Here is a 23,274-nt window from a genome sequence, read left to right as displayed (position 1 = left end):
CCTTTCAGTGGCAGGAGCCAAAGTTTTTTTATTTTTGTTATAATTAGTAGAAATACGATTCTGAGGAGAATTCTAGTATGAAAGAATCAAATGATTCTATCCCTAATTATCCGGGTACATCTATTCGAATGATCCCTGGAGATGTTCTTTATTCGCATAAGACAGCTTTGTCTTCCCTAGTCGTTGGACACTCTGGGATTGTTGGTGAAGATTTTTATATTTACCATGTAAACAAATGGGGGAAAAAAGGACATGCTGATCGTATGCCTATTTACTTGAGCAGACATAAGTCAGGGGAAAAATTAACCGTATTACGAGCCAGTCATTCGAACCATGCCATAAATGCAGCAAAATGGGCCAAGCAAAATATAGAAAGTGTAGAATCATACTATTACACAAGAGATCTCAATGACCTCACAAAGAATTACTGCTCTAAATTTGTTTGGCAGGCCTTCTATTTTGGAAGTGAAGGGAAGGTCGATCTTACCGGGCATAGATTACATGTTGCCTCAAAATATTATATTATGCCTGCACAAATTTACCACAACCTAGAGAAAATCGGCGTCTTTGATTATGATATCCGTGTTAAATAGAGAAAACATAGAATAAAGCAAAAAGGAGAATCCCCTGAGGAAAATCTCCTTTTTGTTTTATTTTATTGTGTAATATCTTCAGAAGGTCCAAATATTTCAAAGTGTAGGTCCTCATCGGAAACATTTAATTTTTTCAAATGTTGGTAAGCTGCACGCATAAAACCTTTCGGACCACAGAAGTAAAATGCTGCGTCAATTGTAGGGAGAATCGATGATAGCCACTCCTGATTGATGTGTCCCTCTCTATCATACTGATCCCCTTCAACAGGGCTATCGTATACGGTAAAACGAGTAACATTATTATTTACAGAGGCTATTTGCTCCACGCGATCTTTCATAGCATGGAATTTCCCTGAGCGAGTTGCATGGATATAGATTACCTCACGTTCAGGATGGTCTTTCACTACGGTTTCAAGCATACTCATCAGTGGTGTTAAACCAACCCCACCACTTATTAAAACTAATGGTCTTTCATCGTTTTGAGCTAGATAGAAGTCACCAGATGGGGCACTGATTGGTAAAATACTACCTTCATGCAGATGATGGTGTAAAAAACTAGAAACAATTCCTTTTGGATGATCTTGGGTAGCATCTTCGCGTTTAACACTAATGCGATAATAATCTTCACCAGGAGCACAGGATAAACTGTATTGACGTAAATGATCGTATGTTTCACCGGGAATTTCAGCTTTTACAGTAATATATTGTCCGGCTTCGTAAGTTGGAAAGGCTTTTCCATCTGCGGGTACCAAGTAAAAGGAAGTAATGACATCACTTTCTTCTACTTTCTTAACAATCTTGAAGTCTCGGAAATCAATCCAGCCACCAGTGTTTTTTTCTACTTCATCATACTTTTCTTTTTCTACAGAGATGAAGACATCGGCGATTACTCCATATGCTTTCGCCCACGCGTTCATGATATCATCTGTTGCTGCATCTCCTAAAACATCTTTTATCCCCATTAAGAGGTATTTTCCAACGATTGGATAATGTTCAGGTTTAATATTTAAACTTCTATGTTTTTCTGAAATTTGTTTCACTACTGGTAAAATTGCTTCGAGATTTTCAATGTGTACAGCTGCTGCATACACTGTATTTGCCAATGCTTTTGGCTGATCGCCTTTTCGTTGATTGACTTGATTAAATATATTTTTCAATTCCGGATGGTCTTTAAACATGAGCTGATAAAATCTTGTGGTTATCGCGGTTCCATGTTCTTTTAAAACTGGTACAGTAGCTTTAATTATATCCATTGTTTTCTGATCTAATCCAATTGCTGTTTCTGTTGCCATTTTAAGCACTCCCTGTCTTTAATTAAACATGTATTTCAAATACATCTTTAATTGTATACTATTTATTAAAACGGTATCAATAGTGAAAGCTCCTTTTGTGTTACAATATTGTGAAGAAGTTATTGAGGTGATGTACATTGCAATTAAAAAAATATACCGATTATGCACTGCGCATTTTAATATATACTGGAACGAAACCGAATACTGAGCTTTCCAGTATCAAAGAGATATCTGAAGTATTTAATATTTCACAACATCATTTGGGAAAAATCGTTTTTGAGTTAAATAAAATGGAATTATTGGAAACAGTGAGGGGAAGAAATGGAGGAATTCGTCTCGCCAAACCAGCAGAGGAAATCAATGTTGGCTTGCTTGTCCGCAGTTTAGAAAGTGATTTTAATTTATTGGAGTGCTTTGATAAGGAGACAGATCATTGTGTTATATCGCCGGCATGTACATTAAAACATACGTTGAATAGAGCGTTACATGCGTTTTTTAAAGTGCTAGAAGATTATACAATTAAGGATCTAATTGTAAATGAACAAGAGTTAAGGAATTTAATGGGAATGAACAAGTGATGTTTTATTTTTAATTTAAGGGGTAGACTCATTATGAATCAACTCAGGAAAAGGAGCGGATTACAAATGGGTAAAAAAATAGCAACTCTCATTACAAATATGTTTGAGGACGTTGAGTATACAAGTCCAGCAAAAGACTTTAAAGAAGCGGGTCATGATGTTGTAACGATTGAAAAGGAAAAGGGTAATGAAGTAACTGGTAAAAACAATGAAGCTACAGTAACAATTGATTATGGAATTAATGATGTGAATCCTAGTGATTTTGATGCACTCTTTATTCCTGGTGGTTTTTCTCCGGATCAGTTAAGAGGGGATGATCGTTTCGTGAAGTTTGCAAAACACTTTATGGATGAGAAAAAACCAGTATTTGCAATTTGCCATGGCCCACAATTACTAATTACAGCAAAAGCACTGGAAGGCCGGGATGCTACAGGATTTAAGTCCATTCAGGTAGATATGGAATATGCAGGTGCAAAAGTCGTAGATAAAGAAGTGGTCGTATGTCAAAACCAATTGGTAACGAGCAGGCAGCCAGATGACATACCAGCATTCAATCGTGAATCGTTAAACTTGTTAAAATAATATAAACAACGGAAAGGGACTCACCTCAGATGTGGGTCCCTTTTCATGCACGGAAGCGCCGATAATTTTGTAAATAAGCTGATAAATTTATTCATTCGCCGATAAAACAGCCAATAGGCCGATAAACATCCTTACACTTATCATTCTATTTTTGTAATCGCAAATTGATCATTCAGTAACAGCCAATTTTGTGGGAAGGCTAAACCAAGCTTCCAGTATGCAATACCTAATAAATTTAATTCACGTATTAAATCGAATTTGGCCTGAATTGACCTTGCATCTTCAAACCAAACTTCATGTTGCGACCCTTCATCATCTGTGTAGAAAAAGAACGGTGCTTGTGCTGTTGTATCATATTGAATGTCCGCATTGTTCTCACGTGCAATTGTTATTGCCTGCTGAGGGCTTACTGCACGTGCTGCTGGTCCACCTTCAATAAATGGAAGTGTCCAATCATAGCCATATAGATTTTGACCCATTAATATTTTATCAGGCGGTATTTCGGTTACGGCGTATTCAATTACTCTTCTTACTTCATTAATTGGTGAAACGGCCAGCGGAGGACCATAGCTGTAACCCCATTCATAAGTCATGAGAACAACAAAATCAACTATTTCCCCATGCGCAGCATAATCATGTGCTTCATACCATTGCCCCGCTTGTGTTGCACTTGTCTTTGGAGCCAGTGCAGTGGAAAGCAGCAAACCTGCTTGAGAAAGCCATTCCTTTGCTCTGCGCAAAAAGTTATTATATGCTTCCCGATCTTCTGAAAGCAAGAATTCAAAGTCAAAGTGAACATCGACAAATCCGCCTGCTGTGGCAGTATTTACAATATTATCCAATAATGTATTCTGGACAGCCTGTACGGTAAGTATGATATTTCCAAGTTCATCACTGAATGCGCCTTCTTCCAAATTTGTAACGACCATTGTGAGCGCGGCATCATTATTTTCTGCTATCTTTCCAAGATTCCCTAAGGGAGGGGGAGTCAATGTCCCATCGCGGTTGACTCGATAGCTGAATAATGCAAGATAGGTTAAGTAAGGTGAATTTTTCCTGGCAGCATTTTCAAGTGTTTCTGAAACGGTCTCACCAAAAGGCTCGATATACGCATAAGATGTGATTGGCCTTTTATCCCAAGATGGAATATAAAGACGTAACCCAACAGAAAGCGTTGACTCAACAGAAATATTATTTATTCGAGCCAGTTCCTGGTATGGTATCCCAAATCTAATCCCAATGGAATATAGGCTATCGCCAGGCTGGACAAAATAAAATTGTCCGATAATCGGTATGACAATCGCCTGCCCGATAACAAGATTATCAGGTGTTTCCAATTCATTGGCATCCGTTATGGCGGCAGCAGTTGTATTGTATGTATTTGCGATCGAGAATAACGTATCACCCTGACTAACAACATGAATTTGCAAAAAAACTTCCCCCTCTATTTAGTTCTCTATCCAAATTTATGAAGGGAAAGTATAAGATATGACTTAAATGGGTGTAATATCTGCATCCATGACAGAACGCATCAAATATAACGCATAATCATTATTTTGCACCTGCTCAGATGCCATGCAGTTTTTTGGAATACGTAAGTTAAATTTATACATATAGGCATCTTGTGCTGAAAATAGAATACATATATCTCCCGCGATACCTGCCATAATTAAATAGTTTCGTTCCAATTCCATAAGCAATGATTGGAGTGGTGTCTGGAAAAAGGTAGAATGTTGTGGTTTAATCAGAAAGTAGTCTTCGTCATCGGGTTCTAAAGCTTCGATAATTTCACTACTTTTTTCATTTGTGCACTTATTGATGATTTTTCGGAAGTCTGCTTGCCATAAGTCGTAATGATCATTAACATAAATGATAGGAAGATCGTTTTCCTTGGCATATTTTCTTAACTTGATGAGATTGGGTAAGATGGCTTTTGTATGACGGTATAAATCATCTCCGCCATCAAAGTCAAAATCGTTTATAATATCTACAAAGATTACGGCAGTATTTGAAAATGATTGATCCATATTTAATGCTCCTTCACTAAACGTTTAATTAGCTTATTTATTACCCTATTACGTGTAATTCAAACTACTATAGAAGTGTTGTGATTAGATGAATGATGAAATATTTATGCGAGCAGCCATAGAAGAGGCGAAAAGAGCATGGATTCTGGATGAGGTACCGATTGGTGCAGTCATTGTACATGAAGATGAGATTGTTGCCAAAGGCTTTAATCTGCGTGAATCTTTACAAACCACTCTATCCCATGCAGAATTGATTGCCATCCAGGAAGCCAATACGAAAACAGGTAGTTGGAGGCTGGAGGACTGTACACTTTATGTGACACTCGAACCATGCCCAATGTGTGCCGGAGCTATCGTTCAATCGCGTATGAAACGAGTTGTATATGGTGCTCCTGATCCAAAGGCGGGTTGTGCGGGGACACTGATGAACTTACTAGATGAACCGAGGTTTAATCATCAGGTTGAAGTAACAAAAGATATTTTAAAAGATGAGTGTGCATCTTTATTAAAAGAGTTCTTTCGGGAACTCAGGAATAGGAAAAAATAGAGTAACAATATTTTCCATTGCAATATTCGACTAATGTAGTTATAATAATAAATACCGTGCTAAGCGGGGAGGTAGCGGTGCCCTGTACTCGCAATCCGCTATAGCGAGGCTGAATTCCCACTCAAGGTGCGGCGTTTTTATGGTCTGCCTTAAGGGAGTGGTGTTGACGCCCGGGTCCTGCGCAACAGGAACCCATGAACCCTGTCAGATCCGGAAGGAAGCAGCAGTAAGTGGACATTCTTGTGTGCCGCAGGGAAGCCTAGGCCGAGCCATGAACTTAAGTAACGCATAGGGACGTCGCATCGACAGTGGGTGCACGGCTACATAGAAATCAAAACCTTGTCAGTTCGTTGATAAGGTTTTTTTGTATCTTTACCCGTTATATCACGCTGGGTTCTGATACAATACCATAAAGGATTACGCTTATTAAAAATATTATTCTTCCACGGTTCACATTAACCCCTCAAATCGGGTATAATTAGAAATAGATCATAGAGGGGAATCTGTATTATGAGCTATCAGGCATTATACCGCGTTTGGCGTCCAATTACATTTGAAGATGTTGTAGGACAAACACATATTACAAGAACACTGCAAAATGCAATTGAACAGGAAAAATTTTCGCATGCTTATTTATTTTCCGGTCCAAGAGGAACAGGGAAAACGAGTGCTGCAAAAATATTTGCTAAAACCATTAATTGTGAGCATGCACCAGTGAAAGAACCATGTAATGAATGTTCGGCATGTCGGGGCATTCAGGATGGATCCATTTCAGATGTTATTGAAATCGATGCTGCTTCCAATACAAGTGTTGACGATATCCGCGAAATCCGTGACAAAGTAAAATATGCTTCAAGCTCCGTACCTTATAAAGTATATATTATTGATGAGGTACATATGATTTCCATTAACGCATTTAATGCTTTATTGAAGACATTGGAGGAGCCGCCAAAGCATGTCGTATTCATTTTGGCAACTACGGAACCACATAAAATCCCATTAACCATTATTTCCAGATGTCAGCGTTTTGACTTTAAACCAATTTCCAACCAAGCGATTGTTGGCCGTATGCGAGCCATTATGGATGCAGAAAATGTAACAGTATCACCTGAGGCGCTCGAGACAGTTGCGTTGGCTGCTGAAGGTGGAATGCGTGACGCATTAAGCATTCTTGATCAGGCCATTTCATACAGTGAGGACACTGTTGGACTTGATGATGTACTGGCTGTTACAGGTGGGGTATCTCAGGCTATTCTGACTGAAATTGTTAAAGCAATGTATGAAAAAGATGTGGAACATGCACTAAAGCGATTAGACGATTTAATCCAACGTGGAAAAGATCCGGGAAGATTTGTATATGATCTAATTTATTTCATGCGTGATTTACTGCTGTTTAAAAGTGCGCCAGCGTTGGAGGGCCTACTTGAACGAGCAAGAGCAGATGAGAGTTTCCTTGCTTTAGCAGAATCCGTAACAACCGGGTGGATTCAAGATGCGATTATGCAACTAAACCAGTGTCAACAGGAAATTAAATGGACAAACAGCCCGAAGGTTTTTATTGAAATTGCGGTACTGACGATTACGAATCGATATCAAGCCCAAGAAGCAACTTCAAGTTCTATTGATGCTGAATTAGTTACAAGGCTTAGTAACAAAATGGCTCAACTGGAAAAGGAAATTTCAATGCTAAAGGAACATCCAGTTACAGTAGCTCAAGCTCCAGCTGCCAAGGAGAAAAGAAGACAGCCTACGAGATCATCTAAAAATGGATACAAGATACCGTTTGAACGCATTCGTGATGTACTTGGTCAGGCAGAAAAACCTGCGCTTAAACAGGTACAATCACAGTGGGCAAACTTTCTGAGTAAGCTAAAGACAACAAACGCACCTGCACATGCGACCATTCAGGATAGTAAACCTGCAGCTGCTTCGGTCGATACATTGATTGTTGCCTTTAAATATGAAATTCACTGTTCCTTGTTTTTAGACAACAGAGAAACAGTTGAATCCGTACTTGCAAGTGTAATGGATAAGCAATTAACCATAATTCCCATTCCGGATAAGGATTGGTCAGAGTTGCGTACGGAATTTATTAGTAAACAGGAGAAACCAAAAGACGAACAATCCCAAGCAGATCCTGTTGTAGAAGAAGCCAAAAAACTTTTTGGCGAAGAACTATTAGAAATTCATGATTAGCATAGAAAGATGGAAGCGACTGTAATATAATAAGCAAGCAACGAAAAGTTCATGATTTTTGGCGCGATGACTGTAGTCGCTAGCATGTGAAACTGAACAAAAAAAGTAAGAAGGACTTACCCAGTGACGAAAAATCTGTAAAACATAAAATATTTACAAGGAGGTATTTTCCATGAAGGGAAATATGAATAATATGATGAAACAAATGCAAAAGATGCAAAAGAAAATGATGCAGGCACAGGATGAGTTACACGAAGAATCATTCGAAGCTTCTGCAGGTGGTGGAATGGTTACAGTTTTCGCAAACGGGAAAAAGGAAATTACTGATGTACAAATTAAAGAAGAAGTAGTTGATCCGGATGATATTGAAATGCTTCAGGATCTTATTATCGCAGCAACAAATGATGTATTGAAACAAATTGATGATAAGACAAATGAAACTATGGGGCAATACACAAAAGGATTAAATATGCCTGGCATGTTTTAATCTATGAAATAAAAGTGGATTATTGTAATTTTTTCTATCCACATACGCGCAGAAGTCCGAATAACTGGGTGCCTGCGCTTTTTGATTTTCTAGGAGGCAAATTTGATGTATTATCCAGAACCGATATCGAAGTTAATTGACAGTTTTACAAAATTGCCTGGGATAGGGCCAAAAACCGCTGTCCGCTTGGCATTTTTTGTCTTGAATATGAAAGACGATGATGTACTTAACTTTGCAAATGCGCTAGTGAATGCAAAAAGAGAACTTTCGCATTGTACGATTTGTGGTCATATTACGGATCAAGACCCTTGCGCAATCTGTCAGGATACCTCTCGTGATAATTCCATCATTTGTGTTGTCCAAGACCCGAAAGATGTAATCGCAATGGAGAAAATGAAAGAATTTCACGGGAAATACCATGTTCTTCACGGAGCAATCTCACCTATGGATGGGATTGGACCAGAAGATATCAATGTCCCGGATTTGATTAATCGATTGAAGGATGAAGAAGTTAAGGAAATTATCCTGGCAACTAACCCTAATATCGAAGGGGAAGCAACAGCAATGTATATTTCGCGTCTCGTAAAACCATCAGGAATCCGAACAACAAGAATTGCCCACGGATTGCCAGTTGGTGGGGATTTAGAATATGCGGATGAAGTGACATTATCGAAAGCATTAGAGGGAAGAAGAGACGTATAGTGTTTTTTGAACATCCTCTTATTAGGAGTTAGGTGAAGAACATGGGTAGAAAAATTAATAAAAGAGATGTGGATAGTGATCTGTTGGATGTGATCTTTCGAATGGAGCATGAATGGAAGCAGCTCCAATCGATTGTGCGAAAAAGTATCGAACCAACACAGAGTGGTGTTCAGCAGGAGGCGCTTGCTCGGGCGAAATACCTATTTCTCCTGCGTGAAGCAAGACAACGGAAAATGAACGCAATGCGAGTTTAATAGTTTAATAGTAAAGATTAGCTTTCAAAAGACAAGGATGATAGAATTCCTTGTCTTTTATTTAGGTTCTTTTCTAATGTTTGTTGCTTATTAATAAACGCAGAGTTGAGATAAACTGCGAACTAGAATAGGGAACTTCGGCGACCGCTCTAGGGAAATATACTTCGCTTTCCGCGGGCGGCTGGTGAGCCCTCCTCGTGCTTCGCACTGCGGGGTCTCACCGATGCCTCTCCTCCCGCTGGAGTCTTCGTATATTTCCCCAGAGCTGGTTTTAAGCTTATAAACTAATAACTGCATTAGTGATTTATAAAATTCATATCACCGATCTTCACCAGTCCGGGTGAGCGGCGGGCGGTGACTCCTGCGGGAAAAGCACGTGTCCGAAGACCCCGCAGAGTGGTCTTCTCGAGGAGGCTGAGGCCGTGCCCGCGGAAAGCATCCGCCCAGAGCGATCCCGGACGGCGGGAAAAGCAGTTACTTTAAGAAACCAAACAACTAGAGCAGTTACTTCGCAGTTTATAGAATTTGTGGGAAAAGCAACAATTCTTTTTAGTTCCATACGAAAAACAGCAATATTGGTTCTATTATGCAACATGTTTGCATATTTTACTAAAAAGAGGTCCAGGGAGAGGATTGATTCCAATTGAGTTCTTCAATCGTTATTACTTTAATTGTAGGTTTGATTATTATTTTGCTTTTTGTTGGTGCGCCTGTAAAGCCGATGAAATTTATTGGACAGGCAACAGTTAAACTTGGAATTGGAATACTATTTTTGTTCTTCTTTAACGTTTTTGGAGGCATGCTTGGCCTTCACATACCTATTAATCTCTTTACCGCAGTTGTTTCTGGTTTTCTAGGTCTGTTCGGGCTAGCTTCACTTGCTGCAATTCACTTATTTATACTTTAATGTTTTTCAAAGTTTCCTTGTATACTTTCCGTTAGATTAGGAGATACTAATTTTAAAACGGAGGTGGGGAAATGAAACAGTCAGATTCCTTTGAACACTGTGGCATTTGTGAGGAAGAGAAAGCAAAGGGGATTCATCTATACACAACGTTCATTTGTACAGAATGCGAGTATAATATGATTCATACCGAACCAAGAGAAGAGAAGTATAATTATTACTTGCAGAAGTTAAAAAATATCAATCAACCGAAATTATATTCATAGGTTAATAAAAAGTGGCTATTACGAATTGATTGAATTATCATGTATGTGGAAGTCTTTGCTTGCAAAGGCTTTTTTTGTTGAATTAGTATAGAAAGAGAACGCAGGCTGAGGAGAGAGTAGCAATGAAGAAAGTAGACCATAAAAGAATGCCGCTTTTTCAAATACTGAAGCAATTCTCGGCAGAACAACCACTATCCTTTCATGTGCCAGGCCATAAAAATGGAACATTATTTCCGGATGAACCATATAAATACTTCGAACAAATTTTGAAAATAGATATGACAGAACTACCTGGTCTTGATGATCTTCATGCCCCCAGTGAAGCTATTGCTGAAGCAGAATATTATGCCTCTGACTTCTTTCAATCGGATCACACCTTTTTTCTTGTAGGAGGAAGTACCGCTGGAAATCTGGCAATGATTCTAGCTTCGTGCAGTCCGGGAGATAAAGTTATTGTGCAACGTAATAGTCATAAATCAATAATGAACGGCTTGGAGTTAAGCGGTGCTAAGCCTGTTTTCATTGCACCGGAGTATGATGAGACGGTTGGTCGCTACACCAATCCAAGCATAGCTGTATTGGATGAGGCGCTAAGGCAACATTCTGATGCGAAAGCGTTGTTGTTAACTTATCCGGATTATTTTGGAAAAATCTATCCAATTAAAGAGATGATTGAAAAGGCGCATGCGTATCATATACCTGTTCTTGTGGATGAAGCGCACGGGGTTCATTTTTCTTTGGGCAGTCCATTTCCTGAATCTGCATTGGATTTAGGTGCTGATGTTGTCGTTCAGTCTGCACATAAAATGGCTCCAGCCATGACAATGGCTTCCTTTCTACATATTAAATCAAAATTCATAAGGAAAGAACGTATCGCGCATTTCTTGCAAATGATTCAATCTAGTAGTCCTTCATATCCGCTCATTGCTTCTTTGGATATTGCGCGATCCTTTTTAGCGATATTAACGACTGAGGAGATAAAAGCCATTATGGAGAGCGTTTCAAATGTGAGGAAGATTTTGCAAGCTACGACTTATGGCAAATTACTCCCTGCAGATGATCCATTAAAAATAACGTTTCACGTGAAACATGGTCTTTCCGTTAAGGAAGTGGCCAAGTTATTTGAAGCTGAAAATATCTATCCAGAGCTAGTAACACATAACCAAATTTTATTTATTCATGGACTTGCACCATTTAAACAAGAAGAGGCCTTGAAAAAAACAGTAAAAAGCGTAGAGGAACGATTAAAAAATCATACAAATCATGCTACAATAGAGATAGCAGAGCTCTTTTCCCAACCAATTCAGGAATTGGCTTTGTCGTATCAGGTAATGAACGCACAATCATATACAAGGGTACCTTTTATAGAAGGCATCGGACATATAGCAGCTGAGGCGGTTATTCCATATCCGCCGGGGATTCCCTTCATCGTTAAAGGTGAAATAATCACAGCAGCACATATTGAAGCAATTGAACAACTTCGTCAGCAGGGAATTCGAATTCAACAGCGCGAAGAAGGCATCAGGATTTATTGATAGGATGAAGGAGACACATACATGAGTGGTTATTTTATAACATTTGAAGGTGGCGAGGGTGCAGGAAAAACATCTATTCTCCATGCCATTTACACAAAGTTAAAGGGAGAAGGATACGATGTACTGACTACACGCGAACCCGGTGGTATTGAAATTGCTGAGCAAATTCGCAAAATTATTCTCGATCCTGTCCATATAGAAATGGAAGAGCGAACAGAGGCACTTTTATATGCAGCAGCACGGAGACAACATCTAGTGGAAAAGGTGTTACCGGCGCTTAAACAAGGAAAAGTAATCCTTTGTGATCGTTTTATTGACAGCAGTCTTGCTTATCAAGGACATGCACGAGGGTTGGGAATTGATGAAGTATTTGCGATTAATCAATTTGCCATCAAGGATTGTATGCCGGACCTGACCTTGTTTTTTGATATTGATCCAAAAAAGGGGTTAGACCGCATCGCGGCGAATAAAGATAGAGAGAGAAATCGTCTGGATCTTGAGAATATAAAATTTCATGAATTGGTTCATGAAGGATATGAGGTTCTTACAGACAGATTTCCCGAACGTATTCAAACGATTAATGCAGACCAATCCATGGAGGCTGTTGAGCAGGCCGCATTCGATTGTATTATCTCTCATCTAAAATAAAGGGGGCTTTTGCACATGAAATTAATCATGGCTGTTGTTCAGGATAAGGATTCGAATCGACTTGTTAATGCTTTGGGGGAAGGGGACTTCCAAACAACCAAACTGGCTACTACCGGTGGATTTTTAAAAGAGGGAAATACAACCCTTATGGTAGGATGTAAGGATGACGAAGTAGACCTTGCACTAAAAATCATCGAAGATAACTGTTCCCATCGTGAACAAATGGTAGCTCCAATTTCACCAATGGGTGGCAATGCAGATTCGTATATCCCAAAACCGGTTAAAGTTGAAGTTGGTGGGGCAACCGTATTTATTCTGCCGATTGAATCATTTTATCAGTTTTAATAATACACGTTTGAGAAGGGACTGAACCGATGAAAATCACAAATGAGATGCAAGCCAAGACAGAACCGAAATATACAAGGCAGGCATTTAATGAGAATCAAACTTTTAATAAACTGGTTCAGTCCCAGGCACAAAGTTTAAAGCAGCAGGAAGTACAGCAGCTGATTCAAAATATTACTGCTCAAGGTAACAAACTTGTGCGTTTCCGATCATTTCGAGAGTTGGCAAAATTTAAGCGAATGGTAAAGGGATTTTTACAGGAAACAGTTAATAATGGCTACAGCATGCAGAAATCACACAGTTTTGGTTTAAATGGTAATCGTAAATTGGCTATTATCAAACAAGTAGATGAAAAATTGATTGAACTTACAGAAGTAATTATGAATCAGGAAAAGAAGACAGTAGATATCTTGGGGCTTATTGGAGAAATCAAGGGATTACTGATTAATATATATACGTAGTTTTTTAAAACGCTGACAGTTTTAGCAGTGTGGATGAAAGTTAAACTTTTAGGGCGGGTACTTATGAAAACATGGTCTGAGGTTGCCGAGGTGCAACCACTAGCAAGTAGGATTATAATAAACAGTATAAAAAAAGGCCGGGTTTCTCATGCGTATTTGCTTCACGGTGAACGTGGGACAGGAAAAGAAGCAATTGCGTTATTAATTGCTAAAGGGTTATTCTGCAATCATAAATTTGGTGTAGAGCCATGTAATGAATGTAATAACTGCAAACGGATTGCTTCCGGTAATCATCCAGATGTTCATTGGGTCGAACCGGAAGGGCAATCAATTAAAATAGAGCAAGTGAGAAATCTTCAAAAAGAGTTTACCTATTCAGGTGTAGAATCGAATCAAAAGGTTTATATTATTAAAGATTCAGATACACTAACTGTTAATGCCGCAAACCGAATTCTTAAATTCCTGGAAGAACCAAGTAAACAGACAACAGCGATTATGCTGACAGAGAACAGTCAGTCCATTATTCCAACAATACGTTCACGTTGTCAGGTTGTTGATCTGCAACCATTGAATACTGTTTCTTTTCAAAATCATTTGGTAGAGCATGGAATGGCGAAGAATGATGCAGTGTTAATGAGTGCACTGACCAATAATCTCGATGAGGCATTTAAATGGAATGAAGATGAGTGGTTTGCAGAAGCAAGAAAATTAATGGTACAATTAATAGAAATGTTTACAATAAAGCCGGAAGACGTCTATCTTTTTATTCACAATCACTGGGTTCCTCATTTTAAGGATCGGAAGCAGCAGGAGCAGGGATTGGATTTATTGCTTTTGGCTTTTAAAGATATCCTTTATTATCATGTAGGAAATGAAGGTGCATATGCTTTTTTCACCCAAGAGGATGCATTAGTTGAAAAAGCTGCAATGTCCTTTTCCCAGGAACATTTGGTGAATATTTTGAATCTCGTCCTGAAGGCAAAAAGGAAATTGAAGCAAAATGTTCAACCCACACTTGTGATTGAACAACTGGCACTTCAAATACAGAGGTGAAATAATGATAGAAGTTATCGGAGTTCGCTTTAAAAAAGCGGGTAAAATATATTATTTTGATCCAGGCATTGAAAATGTCTCCATGGATAGTTATGTTATTGTAGAGACGGTACGCGGGATTGAATTTGGAAAAGTTGTTATTACGAATAAGCACGTGGATGAAGAAGATGTTGTTCTTCCTTTGAAAAAGGTGATTCGCGTTGCTGATGAGAAAGATAAATTGACCGTTGTGGAGAATCAGGAACAAGCTGAAAAGGCTTTTCATATATGTTCAGATAAAATTATGCAGCATAAGCTGGATATGAATCTGGTAGAAGTAGAGTACACGTTTGACCGCAATAAAATTATTTTCTATTTTACGGCAGATGGCAGGGTTGATTTCCGAAACCTCGTTAAAGACTTAGCATCCATGTTTAAAACAAGAATTGAACTGCGCCAAATTGGTGTTCGTGATGAAGCGAAAATGCTAGGTGGTATCGGTCCATGTGGCAGGATGCTCTGCTGCTCAACATTTTTAGGTGACTTTGAACCAGTTTCCATTAAAATGGCAAAGGATCAAAACCTTTCCTTGAATCCGGCGAAAATATCTGGATTATGCGGAAGACTGATGTGCTGCCTGAAGTATGAGAACGATGACTATGAAACAGCGAAGCGTGATTTGCCGGATATTGGGAAAGCTATTAAAACCCCATATGGAAAAGGAAAAGTAGTTGGTTTGAACATACTCGAACGACTTGTCCAAATCGAAATTCCGGAAAAGGAACGCGTTGTTGAATATACATTAGATGAATTAATAGAAGAAGGAATTTTAGCGCAAGCCACAGAATGATGAGGTGAGTGGGCGTGGGGAACAGAGAAATTTTTGATCAGGTTTCCGATATGGAAAAGCAAATTGGCGAGTTGTATGAGCAACTTGGTGATCTAAAAGGAAGATTAAGTGATCTTCTTGAAGAGAATCACCGGCTAGCCGTAGAAAACCACAATTTGCGTAACCATCTAGATCACACTGAAGCAGTTAAAGATAAAACTGCCAAAAAGGGATCTAAAAAGGGAAGTCATCCGGGTGAAGGATACGATAATCTTGCCAGGCTATATGAAGAAGGCTTTCACATTTGTAATTTGGAATTTGGAAGTCCGAGGAGAAATGAGGATTGTATTTTCTGTCTTGATTTCTTTGATAAAACAAAATAAAATGGCTTTCTGCAGTTCTTGTAGAAAGTATTTCATCGCTGCCTCCTATTAGAGGCAGCTTTCTTTTCAATTACGGAAGAATTCTTAAGTTATTGATAATAAAGTAGATGATGTAAGGAGTTAATGATGGTACAGTTATTTGATGATGAACGAATTGATTATTTATTAGCGAATGAAAGCATGCAGATTATTCAGAGCCCCACTGCTTTTGCTTTTTCACTCGATGCCGTTTTACTTGCTCATTTTACCTATGTACCGGTGAAAAGTGGAACAATTTTAGACTTATGTACGGGAAATGGTGTTATACCTCTACTTCTATCCATTCGAACAAATGCTAGGATCACCGGAGTAGAGATTCAAAAGAGAATCTTTCAAATGGCTGAAAGAAATGTAAAATTAAATAGTTTAGATGATCAAATGCAAATTATTCACGGTGACTTGAAAGAGATGCAGCCTGTACTAGGTCAAAGTAGTTTTGATGTGGTAACCTGTAATCCTCCTTATTTTAAAACCCTATCAAGCACAGAGCATAACCAAAATGAATACTTAACAATTGCCAGACATGAGGTGTATTGTACATTGGAAGATGTTGTAAAGGCATGTAAATTACATGTGAGACCTGGAGGAAAGGTAGCAATGGTACACCGACCTGGAAGACTTGTTGATATCATAGAACTTTTCAGAAAATATAAGATTGAACCGAAGCGGATGCAATTTGTCTATCCCAAAAAAGGGAAGGAAGCGAATATGCTACTGGTGGAAGGTATTCGGGATGGAAAGGCAGATTTGAAAATATTGCCTCCTTTGTATATATATGAAGAAGACAGAACCTATACGAAGGAAGCAAGGGAAATTATCTATGGCAGGTGAACATGTCGTGTACATCCTTCGTTGCAAAGATGATAGCCTTTATACGGGATATACGAATAACTTGGAACACCGGTTAAAAATGCATGAAAGTGGTAAAGGTGCAAAATATACAAGAGGTAGAGGACCATTCGTAGTAGTTTTTGTCGAAAAATTTAAAACGAAAGAAGAAGCCATGCAAAAGGAATATCAGATAAAACAACTTTCCCGAAAGGATAAAAAGCTGCTTATAGGGGAATTGTCGAAAGAAGGTATATGAATGAAAATACAAAAGAGCTTTGATGATGAAACACAAGGTGCACTGTATGTTGTTCCCACCCCGATAGGAAATCTTGAAGATATTACATATCGAGCATTGAATATCCTACGCTCTGCTGACTTAATCGCTGCAGAAGATACAAGAAACACGAAAAAGTTGCTGAATCACTTTGATATTTCCATTCCTTTAATCAGCTATCATGAACATAATAAATTGGCCCGCGGAGAACAATTACTTGAACGGATTGAAAAGGGTGAATTGATTGCTCTTGTCAGTGATGCGGGAATGCCAGCTATATCTGACCCTGGTTTTGAAATCGTTCAGGCAGCAATTGAAATGGATCAAAAAGTAGTTGTCTTACCTGGGGCAAACGCAGCATTATGTGGGCTCGTTGGATCAGGCCTACCTTCAGAAGAATTTTATTTCTACGGTTTTTTGCCGCGAAAAAAGAAAGCAAAAATGGAAGAATTGGACCGTTTGAAACGATTAAAGGCAACTCTTCTATTTTACGAATCGCCGTATCGGATAAAAGATACCCTAAAGGCTATTCAGGAACAGTTTGGAACACGACGAATTGCCATTGCCCGTGAACTGACAAAACGATTTGAAGAATTTGTACGCGGAACTACGGAAGAGCTAATCACATGGGCTGAGGAAAATGAGCTGAGAGGCGAATTTGTAATTGTGGTGGAAGGTGAAAGTGAATCGTCTGAAGACCCAGTTGAATCTGATTGGTGGGATGATTTAACTATCCTTGAGCATGTAGATTATTATATAGAAGAAAAAGCTTTATCGAGCAAAGATGCAATCAAACAGACAGCTGTTGATAGAAGTATGCCCAAACGAGATGTATATCAGAACTATCATATTAAATAGAGTCTTTTATATAAAGCATTGGGACTGCTCTTACTCGTTCTACCGAAAAGATTTGCTGTTATTTCATAAAATCTATAAACTACGAAGTAACTGCTGGTTGATTTCTATCGGTATGCAGAAACTTCGGCGACCGCTCTGGGAAATACACTGCGCTTTTCGCGGGTGGCTGGTGAGCCTCTTCATGCTGACGCATTTCAGTGTCTCACCTATGCCTTTCCTCCCGCAGAAGTCTCCGTGTATTTCCCAGAGCTGGTTAGAAGGTTGCTAATGATTACTATACTAGCGTAGCTAAAATAACATTATAAAACTTCACCAATCCGAGTGAGCGGCGGGCGGTGACTCCTGCGGGAAAAGCACGTGTCCGAAGACCCCGCAGAGTGAACTTCTCGAGGAGGCTGAGGCCATGCCCTAAGGATGCGCATCCGCCCAGAGCGATTCCGGACGACAGCAATAGCACATATCCTGAAAATAATTCTAAAGTTACATCACAGTTTATCTCAACTAAAAATAGCCTAAATAAAAGAGAGTTGACGTGCTCGGGTGCAGGCGTCAGCTCTCTTTGTAACTTTGTTATTTATTTGGTGAGTATGATTTTTATGTGATTATTTTAATCGTGTTTGAATCTCATCCATCAGTGCCTGTGCACCTTCTGGGCTGAGGACTAGCTTCCCATTTGCTAAAGACATGTTTTCCTCTGAAACTTCACCAGTAATTTGGCAAGTCATATTGGGTTTATATTTCTTCAAGATGATTTTATCGTTATCCACATAAATTTCCATTGTATCTTTTTCATGGATATCCAGTGTACGACGAAGTTCAATTGGTATGACAACACGGCCCAGCTCATCGACCTTACGTACAATTCCAGTAGACTTCATTGTTTCCTCCCAAGGTTAGTAAAACAAGAATCCATGTTTTACTGTAAATTTTCTCTTTGTTAAAAAAATCGTCATGGTTCGACATCTTTATTAGAAATAGAATACCAATTTTAAATTAATGTGTCAACAAAATTTTACCATTAGTGGGAAAATTTTATTTACTTCATTCGTTTTTAATTATATAAATAAGAAGAATGGGTTATAAATGCATTAGAAGAGTATTTTATATGTCGTTATTACACAGTATTTGGCAAATTACGTTATAATAGCTACAATAGATTTTATGATAATATGAGGGTATAGATTAAGGAGGTACGTGTATGTCAAAAAATGAGAAAACTTTTTATATAACTACACCAATTTATTATCCAAGCGGTAAGTTACATATTGGTAATGCTTATTCAACAATAGCTTGCGATGTAATGGCTCGTTACAAGAGAATGCAGGGTTTTGATGTATTCTATCTAACAGGTAGTGATGAACATGGTCAAAAAATAGAAAACAAAGCGATCGAGTTAAATACAACGCCACAGGAATATGTGGATGGTATGGCAGATGGTATGCAGAAATTATGGAAATTACTCGAAATAAGTAATGATAAATTCATTCGTACCACCGAAGAAACCCATAAAAATGCAGTAGCGGCTATTTTTGAACAATTCTTAGAGCAGGGTGACATTTATTTAGATGAATATGAGGGTTGGTATTCCGTACCGGATGAAACATTCTATACAGAAACACAACTCGTTGATGTAGAACGTGATACAGAGGGTAAAGTAATTGGAGGAAAGTCACCTGATAGTGGCCACCCGGTTGAATTGATTAAAGAAGAATCGTATTTCTTTAAAATGAGTAAATATGCAGATCGTTTGCTGGAATATTATAATGCGCATCCGGAGTTCATTCAACCTGAATCCCGTAAAAATGAAATGATTAATAATTTCATTAAACCAGGTTTAGAAGACCTCGCTGTTTCACGTACAACTTTCTCATGGGGAATTAAAGTACCAAGTAATCCGAAGCACGTTGTATATGTTTGGATTGATGCATTAGCTAATTATATTACTGCACTTGGTTACGGTACAGATGATAAGAAACTATATGACAAATTCTGGCCGGCAGATGTGCATATGGTAGGTAAAGAAATTGTACGTTTCCATACGATATATTGGCCAATTATGTTAATGGCTTTGGATTTACCATTACCGAAGAAAATCTTTGGTCATGGTTGGTTGTTAATGAAAGATGGTAAAATGTCAAAATCAAAAGGAAATGTTGTTTATCCTGAGATGTTGGTAGAACGCTATGGTTTAGACGCATTACGTTATTATTTGATGCGCGAAGTTGCTTTTGGAAGTGATGGCGTGTTTACACCAGAAGATTTTGTTTCACGGGTGAATTATGATTTGGCAAATGATTTAGGGAATCTGTTAAATCGTACGGTAGCAATGATTAACAAATATATTGGTGGCGATGTCCCTGCATACAATGGAAATGTAACAGCATTTGACGAAGAATTGAGGTCAACTTCTGAAAAAGTAATTGAAGTGTATCAGGAAGAAATGGAAAACATGCAATTTAGCAGTGCACTTAACAATGTATGGACATTAATTTCACGTGCTAATAAATATATTGATGAAACGGAACCATGGAAACTTGCAAAAGAAGAAGGGAAAAAAGCTGAATTAAGGAGTGTAATGGTCCATTTAGCTGAGAGTTTACGTGTATCGGCTATTATGCTGCAGCCATTCTTGACACATGCGCCAAAAGAAATCTTTACTCAACTAGGTGTTGACGGAGACGACGCAGGAGATTGGGCAACTGTGAATTTCGGTGGATTCCCGGAAAATACGAAAGTGGTTAAAAAAGGAACACCAATTTTCCCTCGTTTGGACGTGGAGGAAGAAGTAGCATATATTCGTGAGCAAATGGCTGGTGGTACTTCTAAGACTATAGAGGAAAATGAAGAAACAAACGATTGGAATCCGTCAGAAACAGAATTAATTTCGGTCAAGGAGAAACAAATTAAATATGATGACTTTGATAAAGTGGAATTAAAGGTAGCTGAGGTCATTGCCTGTGATAAAGTGGAAGGTGCAGATAAACTACTGAAATTCCGCCTGGATGCAGGAGACAAAGCACACCGTCAAATCCTGTCGGGTATTGCGGAATGGTATACAAATCCAGAAGAATTAATCGGTAAAAAAGTAGTTATTGTGGCGAATTTAAAACCACGTAAGATGCGCGGCGAAATTAGTCAAGGCATGATACTTTCTGCCGAAAAAGATGGTAAGTTACAAGTTATTGAAGCACCATCTGAAGCACAAAATGGATCTGAAATTGCCTAACTAAAAGATGCCCTGCTAAAATTTTAGCAGGGCGTTTTCAATAGAAATATAAGCGTAAAGGATGAGCGGCATGTTATTTGATACACACGTACATTTAAATGCAAAACAATTTGCGGACGATCGTGAGGAAACCATACAACGGGCTATTGAAGCAGGTGTTAACTATATGGTTGTAGTAGGGTTTGACAGGGAAACAATACCGCTTGCTATTGAGATTGCTGAACAATATGAAACGATTTACGCAGCGGTTGGTTGGCATCCGGTTGATGCGATTGATATGACGGATGAGGATCTTCAATGGATTGAAGATTTGTCAGACCATCCAAAAGTCGTTGCAATTGGAGAAATGGGACTGGATTATCATTGGGATAAATCTCCGAAAGATATTCAAAAGGAAGTATTTCGTAAGCAAATCCGCTTGGCTAAAAAGCTAAACATGCCAATTATTATTCATAATCGCGAGGCAACAGAGGATATTATTGAAATCCTGAAAGAAGAAGATGCCTCTAAAGTGGGTGGAATCATGCATTGTTACAATGATTCTATTGATTACGTACAGACATGTTTGGATATGAATTTCTATATTTCTCTTGGTGGTCCTGTAACCTTTAAGAATGCTCCATTGCCAAAAGAGGTTGCTAAACAGGTACCGTTGAATCGCTTATTAATTGAAACAGATGCACCCTTTTTAGCTCCTCATCCAAATCGTGGGAAACGAAATGAGCCTGCTTATGTGAAATTAGTAGCAGAAAAAATCGCAGAATTAAGAGAGATGGAAGTAAAAGAACTTAGCGAAGTGACGACGAAAAACGGACTATTTTTATTTGGAATTAATTAAGATTTCTGTAATAAAAGTTATATTCATGGAAAAAATTAGGGGATTGGCTTGATGCCAATTCTCTTTTTTTCTTATTTTGTAATAATCCACAAGCCCTTACACAGCAAGAAGTGAGAATATCTTTACTAATTAATTTCAGTCGTTGGATTACCCTCTGTAATATAATTGTAAACTAGTTGTAAACGGAATAGCTTTGACTTTACATATATCTGTTTATATAATCGATTGGGAATAAGGGGGCAGGAGCATGAGATTAATTCAAAAGCTATTGCCGGCATCGAAAATGAAGCTGGTTATTTCTGGTATTGGTGTTTTAGCACTACTTGTATTTTCTGGATTTGTACTATTTGAAGCAACGAAAGCGGAAGTAGTTTTTGCAGATAATGGAAAAGAACAAACAGTTATGACACACACAAATACTGTAGAAGACTTGCTTGAAGAGTTAGGAATAACCGTTGGAAAGCACGATGCGATATCCCATGAGATGGATACTCCCATTGAACATGGAATGTCAGTTGAATTTGACGCTGCTAAAGAAGTAACGGTGAGTATTGACGGCGAAGAAGAGACTTACTACACAACAGCCGAGACAGTTGATGATTTTTTCACAGAAGCAAACTTTTCGTTTACAGAACAAGATGAAATATCACATAATACAACAGAAGCAACCGAAGATGGTTTACATATAGAAGTTTTAACAGCATATGAAGTTACTATCAATGATGGTGGCAAAGAAAAGCGGATTTGGACAACAGGTGGCACTGTAGAAGACTTGTTGAATAAAGCGGAAGTAAGATACGATCGAAAAGGTGAAGATAAAATTGAACCAGCGCTAGATGAAGAAATTACAAAAGCTGATGAAATTTCAATTGTGCGTGTTAGTGAAGAGGAAGAGGTCATTACTGAAACACTTGCATATGACACCGAAAAACGTGAGGACCATTCTCTTTTGAAAGGGAATGAAAAAGTGATCTCTGAAGGAAAAGAAGGTACCGTTAAAAAAATATATAAGATTATAAAAGAGAACAATAAAGAAGTGAAACGTGAGCTGGTTAAAGAAGATATTACGGAAAGTGTTAACGAGGTCGTAGCTATTGGAACGAAGGAAGAGCAGCCGGAACCCAATCTTGTTACAGTAGCAAGTAAGAAATCAAACGCTTCAGCTGAATCTTCAAGCAATAATTCAGGTAGCAAAAGCATTACGATGACTGCTAGTGCATTTACCGCAGGCTGTAGTGGATGTTCTGGGATGACTGCTACAGGAATTAATTTGAAAGCAAATCCGAACATGAAGGTAATTGCTGTCGATCCAAATGTTATTCCTTTAGGAACGAGAGTATGGGTAGAAGGTTATGGAGAAGCAGTTGCTGGTGATACGGGTGGTCATATTAAAGGGAATCGTATTGATCTTCATGTTCCAACCAAATCAGATGCCTATTCATGGGGTGTTAAAACGGTTCAGGTAAAAGTTATAGATTAATTATATGTTTGTGAAATATGGGATAAAATGCTCTTATCATGCTATGATGATAAGAGCATTATTTAGT

27 protein-coding genes and 1 other RNA gene are annotated in these 23,274 nt (G+C 38.4%); 24 read left to right on the top strand and 4 right to left on the bottom strand.

The annotated features are described in order from the left end of the window. Positions 1 to 77: 77 nt before the first annotated feature. A complete protein-coding gene (locus ACFOUV_RS10185; protein ID WP_379496663.1) occupies positions 78 to 593 on the top strand; it encodes a hypothetical protein in 516 nt (171 codons plus the stop codon). A gap of 62 nt (positions 594 to 655) precedes the next feature. On the opposite strand, the gene hmpA is transcribed toward ACFOUV_RS10185, so the two are convergent. Beyond that, positions 656 to 1,885, bottom strand: a complete 1,230-nt coding sequence (gene hmpA, locus ACFOUV_RS10180; RefSeq protein WP_379496662.1) for an NO-inducible flavohemoprotein — start codon at positions 1,883 to 1,885, stop codon at positions 656 to 658. A 137-nt stretch (positions 1,886 to 2,022) separates the two neighbouring features. On the opposite strand from hmpA, the gene ACFOUV_RS10175 reads away from it, so the two are divergent. Beyond that, on the top strand, positions 2,023 to 2,463 hold the full coding sequence (locus ACFOUV_RS10175; protein ID WP_379496661.1) for an Rrf2 family transcriptional regulator: 441 nt from the start codon (positions 2,023 to 2,025) through the stop codon (positions 2,461 to 2,463). A 66-nt stretch (positions 2,464 to 2,529) separates the two neighbouring features. Then, positions 2,530 to 3,045, top strand: a complete 516-nt coding sequence (locus tag ACFOUV_RS10170; RefSeq protein WP_379496660.1) for a type 1 glutamine amidotransferase domain-containing protein — start codon at positions 2,530 to 2,532, stop codon at positions 3,043 to 3,045. Between the two features lie 140 nt (positions 3,046 to 3,185). Here ACFOUV_RS10170 and ACFOUV_RS10165 read toward each other — a convergent pair whose 3' ends face one another. Next, complete coding sequence (locus ACFOUV_RS10165; protein ID WP_379496659.1) at positions 3,186 to 4,475, bottom strand: LysM peptidoglycan-binding domain-containing protein; 1,290 nt, start codon at positions 4,473 to 4,475, stop codon at positions 3,186 to 3,188. Between the two features lie 63 nt (positions 4,476 to 4,538). Further along, positions 4,539 to 5,072, bottom strand: a complete 534-nt coding sequence (locus ACFOUV_RS10160) for an isochorismatase family cysteine hydrolase (protein ID WP_379496658.1) — start codon at positions 5,070 to 5,072, stop codon at positions 4,539 to 4,541. 88 nt (positions 5,073 to 5,160) lie between these two features. Between ACFOUV_RS10160 and tadA the strand changes: the two genes are divergently transcribed. The 18 genes from tadA (at position 5,161) to rsmI (ending at position 17,663) form a co-directional block, all read left to right on the top strand. Continuing rightward, positions 5,161 to 5,619, top strand: a complete 459-nt coding sequence (tadA, locus tag ACFOUV_RS10155) for a tRNA adenosine(34) deaminase TadA (RefSeq protein ID WP_379496657.1) — start codon at positions 5,161 to 5,163, stop codon at positions 5,617 to 5,619. A gap of 54 nt (positions 5,620 to 5,673) precedes the next feature. Next, positions 5,674 to 5,939, top strand: an RNA gene (gene ffs / locus ACFOUV_RS10150) — signal recognition particle sRNA large type. 190 nt (positions 5,940 to 6,129) lie between these two features. Further along, complete coding sequence (gene dnaX / locus ACFOUV_RS10145; RefSeq protein ID WP_379496656.1) at positions 6,130 to 7,815, top strand: DNA polymerase III subunit gamma/tau; 1,686 nt, start codon at positions 6,130 to 6,132, stop codon at positions 7,813 to 7,815. 172 nt (positions 7,816 to 7,987) lie between these two features. Further along, entirely contained in the window at positions 7,988 to 8,302 is a 315-nt protein-coding gene (locus ACFOUV_RS10140; RefSeq protein ID WP_379496655.1) for a YbaB/EbfC family nucleoid-associated protein, read from the top strand. A 105-nt stretch (positions 8,303 to 8,407) separates the two neighbouring features. Then, positions 8,408 to 9,004: a recombination mediator RecR gene (recR, locus tag ACFOUV_RS10135; RefSeq protein WP_379496654.1), complete on the top strand. Its 597-nt coding sequence runs from the start codon at positions 8,408 to 8,410 to the stop codon at positions 9,002 to 9,004. 41 nt (positions 9,005 to 9,045) lie between these two features. Next, positions 9,046 to 9,258 (top strand): YaaL family protein, encoded by a 213-nt coding sequence (locus tag ACFOUV_RS10130; protein ID WP_379496653.1) that lies wholly within the window; start codon positions 9,046 to 9,048, stop codon positions 9,256 to 9,258. 643 nt (positions 9,259 to 9,901) lie between these two features. Further along, positions 9,902 to 10,165 (top strand): pro-sigmaK processing inhibitor BofA family protein, encoded by a 264-nt coding sequence (locus ACFOUV_RS10125; protein WP_379496652.1) that lies wholly within the window; start codon positions 9,902 to 9,904, stop codon positions 10,163 to 10,165. Between the two features lie 71 nt (positions 10,166 to 10,236). Then, positions 10,237 to 10,428: a sigma factor G inhibitor Gin gene (locus ACFOUV_RS10120; protein WP_379496651.1), complete on the top strand. Its 192-nt coding sequence runs from the start codon at positions 10,237 to 10,239 to the stop codon at positions 10,426 to 10,428. Between the two features lie 122 nt (positions 10,429 to 10,550). Then, positions 10,551 to 11,963, top strand: coding sequence for an aminotransferase class I/II-fold pyridoxal phosphate-dependent enzyme (locus tag ACFOUV_RS10115; RefSeq protein ID WP_379496650.1), 1,413 nt, complete (start codon positions 10,551 to 10,553; stop codon positions 11,961 to 11,963). Between the two features lie 21 nt (positions 11,964 to 11,984). Continuing rightward, on the top strand, positions 11,985 to 12,611 hold the full coding sequence (gene tmk / locus ACFOUV_RS10110; RefSeq protein WP_379496649.1) for a dTMP kinase: 627 nt from the start codon (positions 11,985 to 11,987) through the stop codon (positions 12,609 to 12,611). 15 nt (positions 12,612 to 12,626) lie between these two features. Next, positions 12,627 to 12,956: a cyclic-di-AMP receptor gene (locus ACFOUV_RS10105; RefSeq protein ID WP_379496648.1), complete on the top strand. Its 330-nt coding sequence runs from the start codon at positions 12,627 to 12,629 to the stop codon at positions 12,954 to 12,956. Between the two features lie 29 nt (positions 12,957 to 12,985). Continuing rightward, the gene (locus tag ACFOUV_RS10100) at positions 12,986 to 13,417 is read left to right on the top strand and encodes a YaaR family protein (protein ID WP_379496647.1); all 432 of its coding nucleotides are present in this window, start codon (positions 12,986 to 12,988) and stop codon (positions 13,415 to 13,417) included. Positions 13,418 to 13,480: 63 nt separating this feature from the next. Next, positions 13,481 to 14,470, top strand: a complete 990-nt coding sequence (gene holB / locus ACFOUV_RS10095) for a DNA polymerase III subunit delta' (RefSeq protein WP_379496646.1) — start codon at positions 13,481 to 13,483, stop codon at positions 14,468 to 14,470. Positions 14,471 to 14,474: 4 nt separating this feature from the next. Then, complete coding sequence (locus ACFOUV_RS10090) at positions 14,475 to 15,299, top strand: PSP1 domain-containing protein (protein ID WP_379496645.1); 825 nt, start codon at positions 14,475 to 14,477, stop codon at positions 15,297 to 15,299. A 14-nt stretch (positions 15,300 to 15,313) separates the two neighbouring features. Further along, a complete protein-coding gene (gene yabA, locus ACFOUV_RS10085) occupies positions 15,314 to 15,661 on the top strand; it encodes a DNA replication initiation control protein YabA (protein ID WP_379496644.1) in 348 nt (115 codons plus the stop codon). 126 nt (positions 15,662 to 15,787) lie between these two features. Beyond that, complete coding sequence (locus ACFOUV_RS10080) at positions 15,788 to 16,531, top strand: tRNA1(Val) (adenine(37)-N6)-methyltransferase (protein ID WP_379496744.1); 744 nt, start codon at positions 15,788 to 15,790, stop codon at positions 16,529 to 16,531. After that, positions 16,521 to 16,787 carry a GIY-YIG nuclease family protein gene (locus ACFOUV_RS10075; protein WP_379496643.1) on the top strand — a complete coding sequence of 89 codons (267 nt, stop codon included), beginning with the start codon at positions 16,521 to 16,523 and terminating at the stop codon, positions 16,785 to 16,787. The genes ACFOUV_RS10080 and ACFOUV_RS10075 overlap by 11 nt, the downstream gene beginning before the upstream one ends. After that, positions 16,788 to 17,663, top strand: a complete 876-nt coding sequence (gene rsmI / locus ACFOUV_RS10070) for a 16S rRNA (cytidine(1402)-2'-O)-methyltransferase (protein ID WP_379496642.1) — start codon at positions 16,788 to 16,790, stop codon at positions 17,661 to 17,663. It abuts the gene before it with no gap. 602 nt (positions 17,664 to 18,265) lie between these two features. On the opposite strand, the gene ACFOUV_RS10065 is transcribed toward rsmI, so the two are convergent. Next, on the bottom strand, positions 18,266 to 18,541 hold the full coding sequence (locus tag ACFOUV_RS10065; protein ID WP_379496641.1) for an AbrB/MazE/SpoVT family DNA-binding domain-containing protein: 276 nt from the start codon (positions 18,539 to 18,541) through the stop codon (positions 18,266 to 18,268). Between the two features lie 320 nt (positions 18,542 to 18,861). Here ACFOUV_RS10065 and metG point away from each other — a divergent pair, with 320 nt between their 5' ends. The 3 genes from metG to ACFOUV_RS10050 all read left to right on the top strand — a co-directional run bounded on the left by metG (position 18,862) and on the right by ACFOUV_RS10050 (position 23,207). Continuing rightward, the gene (metG, locus tag ACFOUV_RS10060; protein WP_379496640.1) at positions 18,862 to 20,889 is read left to right on the top strand and encodes a methionine--tRNA ligase; all 2,028 of its coding nucleotides are present in this window, start codon (positions 18,862 to 18,864) and stop codon (positions 20,887 to 20,889) included. A 70-nt stretch (positions 20,890 to 20,959) separates the two neighbouring features. Continuing rightward, on the top strand, positions 20,960 to 21,727 hold the full coding sequence (locus tag ACFOUV_RS10055; RefSeq protein ID WP_379496639.1) for a TatD family hydrolase: 768 nt from the start codon (positions 20,960 to 20,962) through the stop codon (positions 21,725 to 21,727). Positions 21,728 to 21,974: 247 nt separating this feature from the next. Beyond that, on the top strand, positions 21,975 to 23,207 hold the full coding sequence (locus tag ACFOUV_RS10050) for a ubiquitin-like domain-containing protein (protein ID WP_379496638.1): 1,233 nt from the start codon (positions 21,975 to 21,977) through the stop codon (positions 23,205 to 23,207). The last annotated feature ends 67 nt before the right edge of the window (positions 23,208 to 23,274 follow it).

The organism is Oceanobacillus longus, assembly GCF_042650085.1.
Lineage (GTDB): Bacteria > Bacillota > Bacilli > Bacillales > Amphibacillaceae > Oceanobacillus > Oceanobacillus longus.
This window is presented reverse-complemented; position numbering and strand designations above follow the sequence as displayed.